General features: G+C 68.5%; 10 protein-coding genes. 5 read left to right on the forward strand and 5 right to left on the reverse strand.

Translation table 11 applies throughout. The annotated features are described in order from the left end of the window. Positions 1-419: 419 nt before the first annotated feature. From A4E84_RS00180 to A4E84_RS00200, 5 genes are all read left to right on the forward strand, one after another. Positions 420-1133, forward strand: coding sequence for a TnsA-like heteromeric transposase endonuclease subunit (locus A4E84_RS00180; RefSeq protein WP_079128791.1), 714 nt, complete (start codon positions 420-422; stop codon positions 1131-1133). Then, on the forward strand, positions 1130-3289 hold the full coding sequence (locus A4E84_RS00185; RefSeq protein ID WP_062924584.1) for a DDE-type integrase/transposase/recombinase: 2160 nt from the start codon (positions 1130-1132) through the stop codon (positions 3287-3289). The genes A4E84_RS00180 and A4E84_RS00185 overlap by 4 nt, the downstream gene beginning before the upstream one ends. Continuing rightward, positions 3277-4308, forward strand: a complete 1032-nt coding sequence (locus A4E84_RS00190; RefSeq protein WP_062924585.1) for an AAA family ATPase — start codon at positions 3277-3279, stop codon at positions 4306-4308. Before A4E84_RS00185 ends, A4E84_RS00190 begins: the two co-directional genes overlap by 13 nt. 195 nt (positions 4309-4503) lie before the next feature. Beyond that, positions 4504-5640: a TniQ family protein gene (locus A4E84_RS00195; protein WP_257784314.1), complete on the forward strand. Its 1137-nt coding sequence runs from the start codon at positions 4504-4506 to the stop codon at positions 5638-5640. 118 nt (positions 5641-5758) lie between these two features. Continuing rightward, positions 5759-6952: an endonuclease domain-containing protein gene (locus A4E84_RS00200; protein WP_062924587.1), complete on the forward strand. Its 1194-nt coding sequence runs from the start codon at positions 5759-5761 to the stop codon at positions 6950-6952. Between the two features lie 150 nt (positions 6953-7102). On the opposite strand, the gene A4E84_RS00205 is transcribed toward A4E84_RS00200, so the two are convergent. The 5 genes from A4E84_RS00205 to A4E84_RS00225 all read right to left on the reverse strand — a co-directional run bounded on the left by A4E84_RS00205 (position 7103) and on the right by A4E84_RS00225 (position 14635). Further along, positions 7103-7780, reverse strand: a complete 678-nt coding sequence (locus tag A4E84_RS00205) for a hypothetical protein (RefSeq protein ID WP_237304720.1) — start codon at positions 7778-7780, stop codon at positions 7103-7105. Between the two features lie 76 nt (positions 7781-7856). Further along, on the reverse strand, positions 7857-9905 hold the full coding sequence (locus tag A4E84_RS00210) for a hypothetical protein (RefSeq protein ID WP_237304722.1): 2049 nt from the start codon (positions 9903-9905) through the stop codon (positions 7857-7859). A gap of 348 nt (positions 9906-10253) precedes the next feature. Then, positions 10254-10778 carry a hypothetical protein gene (locus tag A4E84_RS00215; RefSeq protein WP_062924589.1) on the reverse strand — a complete coding sequence of 175 codons (525 nt, stop codon included), beginning with the start codon at positions 10776-10778 and terminating at the stop codon, positions 10254-10256. An 863-nt stretch (positions 10779-11641) separates the two neighbouring features. Continuing rightward, positions 11642-12103: a hypothetical protein gene (locus A4E84_RS00220; RefSeq protein ID WP_237304724.1), complete on the reverse strand. Its 462-nt coding sequence runs from the start codon at positions 12101-12103 to the stop codon at positions 11642-11644. Between the two features lie 582 nt (positions 12104-12685). Beyond that, positions 12686-14635, reverse strand: coding sequence for a DUF3732 domain-containing protein (locus tag A4E84_RS00225; protein ID WP_062924591.1), 1950 nt, complete (start codon positions 14633-14635; stop codon positions 12686-12688). Positions 14636-14651: the final 16 nt, after the last annotated feature.

Consider the following 14651-nt stretch of genomic DNA (forward strand, 5'->3'; position numbering starts at 1 on the left):
CATCGGCCAATCCCCCCGTGGCTCGTGTGGCGCCGCGGGCGTGCTCGCCGCTGGCCCGGAGCCGCGGGATGCCCCTCGGTAGAAACAGGACGCTGCGCACATCCGCAGGCAGCAGCGGTCCTTCACGACGGCCTGGCACTGGCCTGTGCCGATGACGGCCTTTTCCTACTTTCTCGCACCTTCCGCCTGTTCTGTATGAGCACGCACGCCTGCCCTCCCTCGGTCCGCCGCCGATGGGAGGACTGGCCAGCGGCTGCCTCTTGCATCCAGGCCACCGCCTCGGCCGTGCCGGGCGACGTCTGAAGTCCTGGTCTTCCCCCGTACAGGAGTTATTCGTGATCTCTTCGCCTTCCATGGCACAGCGGTCGGGCTCGTGTCCTGCATCACCCGCCAGACGCCGCCTCGCCGATCCGGCTCGCATGACAGCACGGTTCGTAAATCCTGCCGGTATCGAGCACGAAGCGCCGTGGCTTGAGGTGGCCGGCGAACAACGGCTGGAGGACTGTCTGCCCGTGCGGCCCTTCCCGGTGCTGAAGGGCCGCCGAGTGGCGCCGGGTTGGTGGTGGTCCGCGACCAACCACGCTCTGGTGCACTACGGATTCAAAGCCATGCGCACGCAGGTCATGCTGCTGGACCATGACCCGCAGGTGGTGGCACTGGCCTGCCGGCCGGTGGAGTTGCTGTGGCGGGGCCGGGGCGGCAGGGTTGTCTCCCACGCCCCGCACCTGATGGCGCGGCTGGCAGACGGCAGCGGGCTGCTGGTGGACTGCGTGGGCCGTTTCGGAGCGGGGCGCCGGCTGGTGAGGCGAGCTGTCCATCTTGAGGCCGCCGCTGCCACGGCCGGCTGGCACTACCGGTTGGTCGGGTTCCCGTCGTCCGCTGTGGAGGCCAACGTGCGCTGGCTGGCCGGCTACCGGCACCCGCGGTGCGCGTGCGGCCGGTTGGCGGAGGTGGCCGCGTGTTTCCGCACCCCGCGGGCCCTCATCGAGGGAGTGCGGTTGCTGGGGGATCCGATCGCAGTGTGGCCTTCGGTGTTCCACGCTCTGTGGGCCGGTGTACTGAAGACACCGTTGGAGCGTCCGCTGCACGAGCGGGCCGTCGCCGTGACCTCCGGGGTGGGGGCGGAGCGGTGAGCCGGCCGGTGCTCACGGTCGGTACGGCCGTCACCTGCCGCGGCCAGGCGTGGACCGTTGCGGGTGTCGAGGGGAGCATGACGTCCGGCGCGCGAATCTGGCTGGCCAGGCAAGAGGCAGAAGACGGTCTGGCGGTGTTCGGCCTGACTGAGCTGCTCGGTGATCCTTCCTTCGCTCTGGCGGGTGGTCCGCCGCGTCTGCGGGTGCCGCAGATGGGGTTGCTGTCAACCGTGTCTGAGGACGAGCAGTGGCGGGCGTTCGCGGTGGAACGGCATGTCCGCGAGGTAGAGACCGGGCAGCCCACACCGGGTGGCGAGGACCCGGTGAGGCCTCAGTACGACCCTGATTCCACGACGCTGGCCCAGCGCGAGCAGGCGAAGGCCGACGAACTGGCCTTACAGGGCTGGGTGGGCGTGAGCCGGGCAACGGTGCGCAGGTGGCGTGGACGCTACCGGGCGGACGGCGTGTGGGGGCTGGTTAAGAAGAAGGGCTGCGGCTCAACGCGGTTGGACCGGGCCGATCCCCAACTCCTCGAGGCGCTGCGCGCCCTGCTTCCTGAGGAGGCTCTTCGCTCCCGTTCCCGGGGGTGGAAGACGCGGATGCGGCGGGAGGTGCGGTGGTGGCTGGATGACAAGCACGGTGAGCAGGCGGTCGCGGTGCCGCCGAAATCCACGTTCAACAAACTCATCGACGCGGTGGAGGAATCGCTCGGGCTTCAGGGGACGGTGGCGCAGCGGCGCGCCCGCGTTTCGCGCCCGACCCCGCCGTTCAAGCCGACGCTGGCGCTGCGCCCGGGTGAGCTCGTGATGATGGACAGCACCCCGATGGACGTGCTCGTGGTCCTCGACGACGGGGTGGCCGGTCGGCTGGAGCTGACTACCGCTGTTGATGTGACGACGCGCAGCCTGTGGGGAGTACTGCGGCCAGCCGGCAGCAAACTGACCGACGTGGCGGTGCTGCTGGCGCAGATGATGACGCCGATGGTGATGCGGCCCGGCTGGGACGCCTCGCTGTCGATGGCTGCGTCGGTCGTGCCGCATGAGCAGCTGATGGGCATGGACGAGCGTCTGAAGGACGCGGCGGCTCGTCCGGTCATCGTGCCCGAGACGGTCGTGGTGGACCAGGGCAAGGTGTTCGTCTCGCCCGCCACCCGGGCCGCCTGCGAGAGCCTGGGGATCTCGCTGCAGCCCGTGCCTCCGGCCAACGGGCCGGCCAAAGGGCACGTGGAGCGGCCGTTCGGTTCGATCAACTCACTGTTTTGCCAGTGGCTGGCCGGGTTCACCGGTTCGAACGTAAGTGAGCGCGGCTCCAAGGTGGAGAAAGAGCCGCTGCGGACCGTGGCGGAGATCCAGGCGCTGTGGGACGAGTTTGTCGTGCACTGGCATCACCGCCCGCATTCTGGCCTGCGCCATCCGCTGATGCCGAAGAAGGCTCTCACGCCCAACCAGATGTGGGCGGCGCTGCTTCCGGTTGCGGGGTATGTGCCGGTGCCGCTGGCTGCGGACGACTACGTGGAGCTGCTGCCGGTGCGCTGGCAGCCGATCACGGATGCCGGCATCCGGTTCGACTACCGCACCTACGACGATGCCTGCCTCAACGACCACCGGGGGCAGGACTCCGGGGTGGCCTCGGAGAAGGGCCGGTGGGAGGTGCACTACAACCCCTACGACCCGGTCCGGATCTGGGTCCGGCTGCCGGAGGGGTTCCGTGAGGTGGCGTGGATCCACGCCACCTCGGTCGCCCTCCCGTTCACGCACCATGTCTGGGAGCACATCTGCAAGGTGGTCGAACGTACCGGCTCCCGCGAGGAGCACGAGGCCGAACTGGCCCTGGCCCTGGACCGGTTCCTGAGAAAGGCCGCCGGCAAGGAGAAACTGTCGGCCGCGGAGCGGCGAGTGGTGGCGAAGTCCCACGCTTCGGGGGCGGTGCCGGTGCCGCAGGGCGGACTCGACGTACTGGACGTGCCCGCCCCATCGTTCGGGCTGGCCGGCTTCTACGCCGTGCCCGACGTAGACGACGAGACCGTCCCCGACGAGGACGAGGGCGATGACGCCTTCGACCTCTCTGACGACGAATTGGAGACCGGCCGGTCTGCCGGTGGCTCCTTCATCTGCAACGACACGGACCCGGAGATGAACGACCCATGGCTGCCGTAGTCGCCGCTGAGGACGGCTCCTTCGACGACGAGATCACTCCCGGCGCGGTCACCAGCTGCCTGCTGTGGCAGGCGGAGGTGTCCCGTCCGCGCCTGCCCGCGCCCCCGGTGGAGGATCCGGGCTGGAGCCAAAAGGCACTGCTGGGCTACCACTCCGAGTTCGTCATCCTGCGGACTCCGTCCATGGAACAGGCGTTGACCCAGCTCAGGTTGACGCTGCTGGTGAACAACCGGCAGCGGGGCACCGCCCGGCGCGGCCTGATCGTGTCCGGACCTCCCGGGGCGGGCAAGTCGACCACGCTCGCGGAACTGGGCCGGTCCTTCGAACGCAGCGAACGGCGCCGCCGGCCGGGCGCCGCCAGCTGGATGCCCGTGGCGTTCGCCTCCATCCCGCCCCTCTACACGCCCAAAAGCCTCGTCCAGGTCCTGGCCCGGTTTGCCGGTATCCCCGTCCACGACCGGATGACCGAGAACACCATCACCAACGCCGTGTGCCACGTGCTGTGCGAGCGCCGCACCCGGCTGGTGTTCTTCGACGACGTCCATCTGCTCAACACCCGTACCCGGCCCGGCGCCGACACTTCCGACCAGGTCAAGACCCTCATGGAGCGGGTGCCCGCGACATTCGTGCTGGCCGGTGTCGACGTGGAGAACTCGCCGCTGCTGACGGGTCCCCGCGGTGCCCAGCTCGCCGCCCGCTGCAAGATCCTGCGCACTCCCCCGCTCCTCAACGGCACCCCCGGGCAGAAGGCGGTGTGGCGCGCGCTGCTCGGGGACGTGGAGGGGGCGCTCAGGCTGCCCCGTCACCGGCCCGGAACGCTGATCCGCCACGCCGACTACATCCACCTGCTCACCGGCGGGGTGATGGCCAGTCTGTCCCTCCTGATCCGGGAAGCCGCGATCCGCTCCATCGTGGACGGGAGTTACGCGATCACGAAGAAACTGCTGTCCCAGGTGGTGCTCGACATCCAGGCCACGAACGCGGCCCGCGCCACCCGCAAGCGGCGCCCCGGCAGCTGACCGGCCGGCCCCGGCCGGCCCCGGCAGGCGGCGCAGCGATGCAGCTTCCAGGGGCCGCATCGCTGGGCCGCCCGCTCCCACCCCCTGGTGGTGGCCCGTCACCCTGCCCCCTTTTCCGGCGGGATGCCCCCGCTCTCGCACGATCTCTGTCCTGGGCGTGCCCTCCGTGCCGTCTGCCGCAAAGGAAACCCCCCGGTGCCCTTACCCCCGCCCGCACGCACACCCGACCGACTCCCGCCTGTCGAAGGGGAACTGACCGGCTCATGGATCCGCAGAATGACTGCCGTATACGGCCTGCCCGCCCAGGACCTGCTCCGGGGCATCCTGGGTAGCTCCCACCGCGTGGAGGTGACTGGTACTCCCAGCAGCGGCATGGAGTTGTTCCTCAACGCGCCTGCGAAGACGAGGCTGGCGCGCTTCACCGGCGCGCCTCTGGCCCGGCTCACCGCTGTGCTGCCCGCTCTCACCACCACGCACGAGCGGCTCGTAAACGACGAAATCCTGCGGGCCGCCTGGTACCGGCCGTGCGCAGCGTGGGTGGGGGCCTGCCCTCCGTGCACCGGGCGGGCCTGGCTGCCCGGGCAGAGCGTGCTGGTGTACCCGCAGGCGGCCGGGCATGTATGCCGACGCCACCGTCGCTGGCTCCTGGCACATCCCGGCAGACCGGCAAGCATTGCGCTGGAGACACTGCCCGAGGTGCTCACCGCGCACCGCCGCCACGCCGCTCTCGTACGGGCCCGCCCGGACGCCGCAGACCTGGTGGCGCTCGCCGCAGCGGTGGTGTGGTCGTGGCAGGTACAGGGGTGGAGGTCCGAGACGGTCTGGCAGGACCGGGTGCGCCGGCTGGCCGCGGTCACGGGGTGCAGGCCGGCGGTGGTGATGCCGCATGCGCTGGTGTGCTACCCCGAGACGATCACCGTGGCCCGACTGCTCGGCGCCGCCTACTGGCAGCAGCGGCTGCGCGAGACGGCCGCGACCGACGGGGCCGAGGCCGCCACAACGTTGCTGCTCCGGGAGATCAGCCGCCGGGCCGGCAGACCGTGGCTCGCGGACTGGCTGATCGCCTACACCCGTACCAGGCCCAGGACAGCCGTGCGGACCGATCCGCTCATAGGGTGGCTGGACCGGCTCACCTCTGCGGCAGGAACCACCAGTGACGGCTTGTGGACGGTGCCTCGGACGGCGGTCCGACCCGTCGAGTACAGCGACCGAGCCAGCCTCCTCACCGGGGGCCGATCCCGCACCGTCCGCGAAGAGGCCAAAGCAGCTTTCCTGACCGGAGGTTGGGAGGCGGTGCCCTCACCCCGGCGCGGGCCAACACCGTGCCCGTGACCTCTCCCGCCCCCTGCCCGGCCCGCCCGCCTCCTGCCATGTCACGTCGGCATGTCGCGGGCCGTCCCCCACCGCCCCGCTCTGCCCGCTTCCCCGCACCTGCACATGGAGACAGACCATGCCACCGATCAGTCCGCAGTACGCCAACCAGCTGTTGGCGGAACTCACCGAGGGCTGCCCCGTCCCCGCGGCGCCCGCCTCCCTGTCGCGCTACACCTTCCAGCAGAGCGACTACGTCCTCATCGGAGACACCGCCGTCCGCGGCCACAAGTACAGGGGGCGGTGGCGGCTGGAAGAGAAGGACATCCGCGCCTGCGGCAAACGGCTCGCCTCACTCCCCTTCGACCCCGAGGACCTGGTCGACGCCCGTCTCTCGTCCGCCGGGCGCGACCAGATGTGGCGCGCGCAGATCCACCGCTGGTTCGACAACATCTCCTACCGCGACCAGCGCGCCAACGGCTGCCACTGCGAAGGCCAGCGGCCGTGCGGCCGCAGTCGGCCCAACTCCCACGGGCTGGGGTGCGGAGCGACCTTCAAGCAGGTCAAGGAACGCTACGGCCGGTCGCCCATCGCGTGCACCAGCCCCCTGCCGCTGCTGACGTGGTCCGGCACCGCCTGGATGGTCCCGCGTGCCTACGCCGACCTCCTCGACCGAGCGGACCAGATCGCCGCCGAGTGCGTCGAACAGGCCACCCGGTGCAGCCGCTGCAACGCCGCCGGAAACGTCTGGAAGTGGCGCACGTCCAGCAACAGCGGCTACACCACCCTGTGCCCGGCATGCTCCGCCTCCATCGCCCGCCCCTACACAGGCCACCTGCGCGGCAGGCTGTATGCGTCGCTGCTGAAGAACTCGCAGCCGGAGGCGTTCCTGTGCCGAATGTGTCCCAGGCCGCGGCAGGCCCTGTACTGGGACCACTGCCACGCGCACGGATTCGTGCGCGGGCCGGTGTGTGCCAGTTGCAACACCTACGAAGGCGGCGGCCACAGGTTCATCCACCACCCGGGTGCGGTCAGCCATCTCCTGCAGTGCGAGGGCTGCCGCCGCGACAGGACCGTGCCGCCGCGCCACCAGCCCGACATCGTGCTGCAGACGTTCACGGTCGACCCGCACGGCCCGTGCGCGAAGCGGCCCTACTCCGCGTGGGGCTCGGTGCAGGAGGACGGATCGGTCCGTTTCCGGCTGCGCTGCTGGCAGTGTCCGTTTACCCCGCAGTGGGAGCAGGTAGTGTCGGCCGTTCAGGTCCGGCAGTTGGTACGGGAGTTCGTCGACAGGGCCTTGGACGCCGATGCCGTCGGCCAGGAACCCGCCTGACGTTGTGCCGCTCCCGCCCGAGTGCCTCTCCTCGATGGTGCACCGGGCCGCGAGAGGCGCGCAGGCTGTCACCACGCTTCACCTTCGTGGTGTCGGCGCCTGCCCGTCAGCCGCTCGGTGCGAGTCCAACATCACGGCCTGTCGGAACGGTTACGCCCGATCTGGCTGGCCGCGGTCCTGCGGGTCGGTTCCTGCCTCCGTCGCCGTACGCATGGCCTGGATGTCTGTGGTGATGTCCGGTTGCCCGTACCGGTCGGTGAGAGTGGCCAGGGTGTCGATGAGATGGTTCTTGGCTTCGTCGGTGAGGCGCTCGGAGAACGTGTGCAGCAGGCGGGCCAGTGGTGCCCATTGGCCTTGCGGTGCGTAGGCGGCTGCGGTGTTCAGCAGTGCCTCGAGGCGGGGCAGCGTGTCGGTGTCGATGCTGTGGGGGGCGGTGGCGAACCAGTAGGACAGGGCCAGTGACGGGTCGCTCATCAGGGTGTCGCGCAGGATGCGGGCCTCGTCCAGGCGGCGGTCGTGTTCCAAGCGGCGCTGTTCCCGTTCGTGCTGGCGGCGCTGGTGGGTTTGCGCGGCGTGTATGGCGTCGGGTTCGGCGGTGAGGTGAACGTGGCCCCAGGCGAGCCGGACTGGGAGGTGAGGGAGGTCGGTGGGCCGGCCGAGGAGTGTGTTGATGCGGGCGGTGGCCGGCACGGCGTCGTGCGGAAGGTAGTCGGCGGTGATGTCGCGGGCGGTTGTCAGTGCGTGGTCTGCGGCGGCCTCGGCGGGGCTGTGGTGGGGGTGGGGTGAGGGGAGGTCTTCCCATGCGCCGGTGAGGGTGAGGGTGAACAAGTAGCCGGGTATGGAGGTGGGCGCCGGGCAGGTGAGGTCGAGTGTGCCTGCCCGGGGTGAGGGCCAGCCGCTGTTTTTACGCCGTGGCCGGTGCATGGTGCGGGCGTGGGGGTGCTGTGGGGTCGGCTTCCCTCAGGGCCAGGACGAGTGCGTCGCGCAGGTGTGTGCGTGCGGTGGGCTCGCCTCCGGCTCGGGCCGGTTCCCATCCGTAGGCCGCGTGGGTGAGGACGAGGTAGCGGGGTGCGAGGTAGGTGCGGTCGGTGTCGGAGCGGAAGACGGCTTCGGTGAAGGTCTTGATGACGGCAGGCCGAAGGTGTGGGTGGGTCAGGGCGGTGTCGAGCCAGGTGTCGAAGGCGCTCTGTAGGTGAGTGTTGGCCTCGTCATCCAGGGCGCAGCGCCAGCCGGTCAGAGCCCAGGCATTGGGTTCGCTGTCGTCTCCGGCCAGCAGGAGGGGGATGCCGTTGGGGGTGGTCCGGTCGGCGAGGTGCAGGAATGCCCGGCGTGCGGCTGCGGTGTAGTGGTGCTGGGCGGTGGTGAACCAGGAGGTGAGGGTGGATCGGATGGTGCCCTGCAGGACTGGTTGGTCCCACAGGGCGGTCAGCGCGTCCCCGACGGCGTCTGCGACGCCGTCGTTGGTGGTGTTGACGGCGAGTTCCGACAACCGTTTGAGGGCGATCTGCGGGTAGGCCGGGCCAAGTTGGGCCAGGGCGCCGGCAAGGGCCTGTTTGAGGACGATGGGGGTGTTCCGGCGATGGGTGAGCTCATCTGTGTCGGGGGCCTTGGCCCAGGCGAGGTATTGGTCGCGGGCGCGTTTGCCTGCTGTGGGGTCGACGGCCGCCGCGACCAGGAGGTCCTGGGCGTGGCCGTGCAGGTGGCTGTTTTTGGCCCAGTGGACGGCGATCGCGCGCAGGACGGTGAAGCTCTGTTTGGCCAGGGTGTAGCGGGTGGCCCACTGGGTGACGCGCTCGGCTAGGGGGACGCCGAGGTCGGGGGGCAGTGAGGCGGCTTGTTCGGCAGTCCAGCGAGTGAAGGCTGCGACATGGTGGGGGCGGTCGACCCAGAAATAGTCGACGACGGCCTCAGCGTAGCCGGGTTTACGGAAACGGATGCAGTCGTCGGCTCCGAGTTCCGCACCGATCGCGTCGGTGAGCGCGATGATGCCGGGGCCTTGCTGTCCCCGGGTGGGCGGCGGTGTGTCGTTGAGTGCCTCACCGAGGGTGGACTGGGCTTCGTAGACGGTTTCGGCGGGTGCCCCGTCGAGTGTGGCGGCGGCAAGCAGGTAGTTGCGGTGGGCGCTGTCGGTGTTGGTCGTGTGCCAGGTGCGCAGGGTGCGGCGCCAGTTGTTATGGGCGGACTGCACGACGGCTTCGACGAGCTCGCCGACGGCTTTGGGTTCGCTGGTGGTGGCGTTGAGTTCGACGGCCGCGATGATGACGCGGGCCCACCGTGCGGCTTCGGCCGGTGTGGCCTGGTCGTCCAGTTGCTCGGTGACTGCGCCTGCGGCAAGCCACGTGTCCAGCTCGCCGATAGGGGGTTGGCGTCGTTCCAGGTGCGCGCGCAGCACCTGGAGGGCGGCCGGAGGGGACAGGCGGTGGCCGAGTTCGGTGGCTTCGGCCGCAACGGGCGTCCACGTGTCGCTGTGGGTGACGACAATGACGAAGGAGCCCATCGTGCGCAGGTGCTCTGTCACTTCGCGCAGGTGGAGTCCGAACCCTGGGCGCAGGGTCTCGTCCTTGTCTCTCAGGTCCAGGATCCAGCCGGTGTCCTCGTCTTTGAGTCCTTCGAGGTCCACCCCTTCTCCAGGTTCGCGGCGGACCTGCCGGACGGCCTTAACGCCTTGGTGTACGAGTGTGTGCAGGGCGGTGGTGTAGCGGCCGGTGCCGGCACCCGCATGGATGACGGCAACCCTGTAGGAGTCGAGGATGGCATCGACGGCCTTGGTGGTCTCGGCGTCGGGCAGATAGGGGTGAAGGCGGTCCTCGATCCAGTCCGGGGGCAGAGGCGTTCCCCGCAGCCGTTGGATTTCGCTTATGTTCTGGTTTGCGACGACAGTCCCGTAGTTGTACGAGACGTTTTGCACGGTGCCCGTGTCGCTCGCGTGGGCACCGGTGTCCGTGCCGGTCACGCTGCCGTTTGCTGGGGCGGTACGGGGAGCAGGAGCACCGCTGGGTGGGGTTGGCGCGGGCGTCTCTTGGACCGGTGAAGTGTCATCCCGGTCATCCGTCCCGACAGGTGCTTGCGGCGCCGCCGCGTCGGCGGGTGCCTGGGGATTTGACTGGCCTCGGCTGTCAGGCCAGGTGTGCCCTTCGCCGGCCGGAGACGGTCCGGTGGCTGTCTTGAGCAGAGAAACGTCTGCGGACGGCAGGGGTGTCGGCGGTTCGGCCGGTTCGATCGGTGGCAATGATCAGCCCTTCGAGACGGTCAGCGGGTGCTGCGGCACGGCCGCGTACACAGGTGTCTGAATGGTGCCGTGCTACTGCCTGGTGTTCCGCTGGCCCCTCATGCCGATGAGCTTCCCGCCTGCATCGACCGTCTGCACGTCTTGGATGACACGGGAGTTCCCGGCGATCTTGTCGCTGTCGATGCCCGTGGCCTCTCCGGACAGCGTCGTGACTCGCTGGTGGACGAACGGGCCGGAGGCGGGCCGGTCCTCTCCCTCGAAGGTCAGGTGCTGGCCGTAGATGGCTTCCAGGGCGCCGCGGGCCCGGGCCAGATTCCGCACGAGCCGCTGATCGGAGATGTCGACGGGGACGGTGCCGTGCGCGTAGTCGGCAAGGGTCTCCTGCAGCAGTTCGAGTTCGCCTCGTCGGGTCTGCAGAACGTCCCTGGCGGGCTGCAGCGGCAGTTGCAGCGTTCCGACCAGGCTGCCGGGGAGGGCGACGTCCTCCTCGGGTTCGGCTGCGCGGGAATCGAGCAGTCGTTCCAGGCGCTGGAAGATGAAGGTCAGCGTAGCGGGCAATGCGGAACTGATCACAGCGATGTCGGTCGGGTCCGGCATGTTTCACTCCCCCGTTGCCAGGATGAAGGACCGTCTGATTCTTTCCGGCGTCACCCGTATGCGAAGCACTTTCAGGAAAGATGACAAGAATCTCTCCCTTCCCTCGCTTTCCAGTTATTCGGCTGGATTTTGACGGTGGCCGATTCGGCCATCTGTCCGGTCAGCGAGGGTCTTTCTCATGGTGTTCACGAGCGGCCAGGGGTGCGTGTCCGTGCTGCTGGTAGGGAGATTCGTCGGGGAACCGCTCGACTCGGACCTGCCTCCAGGCCACGTCGAACGATGTCGCGCGGCGGCTTCCAGCAGACCGCCGGAAAGCCCGCCAGCTCGTCACAGGGTCGAGAATGCAGCGCAGCAGAGTAAGTCGCATGACCTCAGCGTCCATACACCTGGGGCAACAGACGGAACTTTCTATGCCGCCGCAAAGGAAACTACTTTGAGGTAGGCGTTTTGCGCCATGGGATCATTGGGTTCCGAGTGAATTTCGAGTCTGATGTTGCTGATGTGATTCATGGGGTTTCGCAGGTCGAAGCGGCTACCGCGTGTCTCGGCCACGGGAACCGGGTGAGAGCTGTCCATCCTCGCGGGGCCCAGCGGCGCATGCCGACCCGCAGACCGCACGCCAGGCTTACCCGGCGGGCGGGGCGGGAGGAAGGGTTAGCCGGTACGCACAGGTGAGGGATGGGTGGTCGGTGGCCGGGGCCACGGGTTGGCTTTGTCCATCAGGGCGGTGATGCCTGTGATGTCGCTGCCCCCGACACCGTGCCCTCACCGCCGCACCCGAACCGACCTGCGCCTGGCGGCTCTCGTGGATGCATGTAAGGGCCGACCTGATGCCCGATTGACGCTGGTCCCCAAGCAGGCGCTCAGGGCAATGGCGGCAGTGGGTTTCCCTCCATGATGGCCTGCGTCCGGCGCGCGTCGACGAAGACCTGCCAGTGATAGTGGTCGGCGAACAGGCGGTTGAGGTGCAGTTGGCATTCCTTCATCACCAATGGCCAGCCGCGGGGGTTGCGTTGGACGTGCAGGGACTGCGGCACGCGGAACCACCACGTGTAACAGGGGTCATCGTCGCTGCCGCAGACTCCATCGTCCCGGCAGCCTTCATAGATGCATCCCAGTCGTTCGGCGAAGTCGACCATCACCTCCCTACTGTTCTTGGCCAGCAGGAACGGCTCGCCTGCCGAATGGTAGGGCTCGCTGATGCGTCGTTCGGGATCATCTACCTCGATCTGCCAGACAACCCACTCGTACACGGACCAGCGATCCGGGGCGGCGGTGTTGCTTCGTGGTGAGGCCACGTGCCACCTCTCGTTCTTTGCGCTCACGTTGTGCACTGCGGACACGAGATACAACGACGGTCCGGGCAGCGTGATACGTGCGGAGGTTGAGCGTTTCCCTCTCCGAAGCACCCGGCAATCACGGTGTATATGCAGACAGGAGCAAATAGAGTGAAAGGTAGTGAATGAGAGCGGTAATGCCGCCCTTGTCGGGCACGATGGTCCGCCTCTGGGTGTCAGGCCGTCCCTGGCCGGTCGGGAAGCCGGAGCCCATCAACGACCGGTTTTCGGCCGCGCTACGGCGTCACGCGCGGCGGGCTGACGATCGCCTTCCAGACGAACCGGTTCAGGCCTTCTGCGCAGCGTTCCCCCGGGGCCGGGGGCTACCAGGCAGCTTCGTGGGGCTTCTTCAAGGTCTGCGGTGTTCGCTTCTGGTGCTGGTCCGATGCGCTGTGTCGACCTGACCTGCTCACGGAATAGGGCATCGTTCTCACCGCGCAGCGTCCAGATCGCTCCTTCCACTCAGACGGGCCCACTTCGGCTTGCCGTCATGGTCGTCGTCGCCACGTCGGAGAAGCCCAAGAGAGAGGCTGCCGGGTGCGGTTCGGCCAGCCGTACCCGGCAGTGTCGTCAGTCGAGCCAGTCCGGGGGGATGAGAGCGTTGCGGTTGCCGTCACCCTCGGGGCGCCAGTTGCCGATCACGGCGTCTTGGAACCACGCTTCTGCCAGGTTGGCGTGGTCGCAGACGATGATCTGCAGGGCCCCCTGGTTGAGCTGTACCACGTCGTTAAGGAGCTGGAAGTAGGCGGTGACGGTGGTCCAGTCGGCGTCCTGGATGGTTGCGGCGTCTCGGGGCTTTCCCGGGAAGAACGCCTGGGTGGGCTGGTCGAGCATGAGGAAGCCGGGGACCGGCCGGTTGTTGCGTCGCAGGTAGGTGTGGAGGGCGAGGTGGGCGACGAGGTGGTAGCCGATGTGGTTCTTGGCGCTGCCGATCCGTGTCAGTGGCAGGCGTCCTGCGGGTCGTCTCAGAACGACGTTGAGCAGTTTGAGGCTGATCCCTACCTCGGTGGCGTCTGCTGCTCCTCCGAGGTTGAGGCGCTTTGCCCAGGCCGTCATGCCGACGGCGATGTCGGCAAGCCGTCGCTCGGTCTCGGCGGTGACGTCGTCCTCGTCGACGAGCTGTTCCAGTGCGGCGGTGTGTTCCTGGGTCAGGGCCAGGTCGTTGCGCAGTCGGGTGAGGTCACTGTCAGTTCCGGTTCGGGTGAGTGCTTCGGCGATCCTGCCCTGGATGTGTGCGACGCGCAGGTTCTGCTCCTGCAGGTTGCGCAGGCGTTCGTCGCTCGCCAGTAGTTCTCTGAGCTGGGCGCCGTTCAGTCTCAGGCGTTCGGTGATGCGGCCGCGCTCGATCCGCAGGGCGTTTCTGTGCTCTTCGCGGACGGGCTGGAGGGTTTGTGCCTGGGCGAGTTCCTGCGCGAGGTTATCGGTGAGCTCGGAGATGTCCTGTGCAGAAGGGTCTGGGTGTTCCAGGGGCTGGGCGCACATGGGGCATACGAGGGTGTCGTGCTGGCGCTCGGGGCCGAGGAGGTCGAGGGTTTTGAGGCGGTCGAGCTGGAGGTGGAGCTCGCCCGTGAAGGCGCGGCCCTGCTGTTGCCAGCGGTCGACTGCGGCCAGGGCCTCGTCGAATTCTTGCAGTTGTTCACGCAGGAGACGGCGTTCCTCGTTGAGTTCTTGGCGCCGGTCGCGGAGGTCCAGCGGTGCTGCGGTTTCGGGTGCGGCGGCCAGTGCCTGGTGCAGGAGGTCGAGGACTTGGGCGGTGTCAGGGGCTGTGGGCACGTCGGTGAGGAGGCCTTCGCTCTCCGCCAGGCGGACGAGAGCCAGGCCGTTGGCGTCCATGGCCTGCTGATGGCGCAGGGCGTCGTCGAGTTTGCGCTGGGCCGCGCGTTGGGCGCGCTGGGCTTCACCGAGGCGGTGGCGGCGCAGAGCCTGTTCGGGGCCGGCGGCACCGAGGAAGTACGGCAAAGTGTCTTTGAGAGTCTGGGCCATGCCGGACTCGGTCTGGCGGTGGAACAGCGCTGTCTGGTCGGCGATCTCGTTCTGGTTCTGGAAGCAGAGCAGGGCCGCTTGGGCGATGGAGACGTCGAAGGGTTTGCGTCCTGCCCCGGTGGGGGGCTGGAAGTGGAAGTCTTCGATGCCGATGCGGGCGCTGAGTTCGCTGCGCAGGGCCGCGACGTTGGAGTTGTGGACGAGTTCGTGGGCCTGGGGGATGTCCAGGCTGGCGTCGCCGGTGCGGGTGAATGCGTGCAGGGTGGAGGCACCGGTCGGGCGGGGTCGGGCCAGAACCATGCGTGAGCGGTCGGCGAAGGAGACCAGGAGGGCATACCAGCCGACGGTCTGGTCGATCCGGTCGTCGGGCAGGTGGGGGGCCCGGCGTCCGAGGCAGTAGTCGACGATGCTGAGGACCTCGGACTTACCGGTCTCCGACTCTCCGGTGAGGATGTTGAGCGCCCCGGGGCGGAACCGCAGGACCCTGGGGGTTTTCCTGCCGTCTCGGTGGTAGAGGGCCAGGGCGAGCAGTTGCATGACGGTTCTGGGACTC

The organism is Streptomyces qaidamensis (genome assembly GCF_001611795.1).
Classification (GTDB): domain Bacteria; phylum Actinomycetota; class Actinomycetes; order Streptomycetales; family Streptomycetaceae; genus Streptomyces; species Streptomyces qaidamensis.

What these genes read in the sequence shown, in the direction of transcription:
- A4E84_RS00180 (WP_079128791.1), top strand. Translation starts at nt 420, where the DNA reads ATGACAGCACGGTTCGTAAATCCTGCCGGTATCGAGCACGAAGCGCCG.
- A4E84_RS00190 (WP_062924585.1), top strand. Translation starts at nt 3,277, where the DNA reads ATGGCTGCCGTAGTCGCCGCTGAGGACGGCTCCTTCGACGACGAGATC.
- A4E84_RS00200 (WP_062924587.1), top strand. Translation starts at nt 5,759, where the DNA reads ATGCCACCGATCAGTCCGCAGTACGCCAACCAGCTGTTGGCGGAACTC.
- A4E84_RS00215 (WP_062924589.1), bottom strand. Translation starts at nt 10,778, where the DNA reads ATGCCGGACCCGACCGACATCGCTGTGATCAGTTCCGCATTGCCCGCT.
- A4E84_RS00225 (WP_062924591.1), bottom strand. Translation starts at nt 14,635, where the DNA reads ATGCAACTGCTCGCCCTGGCCCTCTACCACCGAGACGGCAGGAAAACC.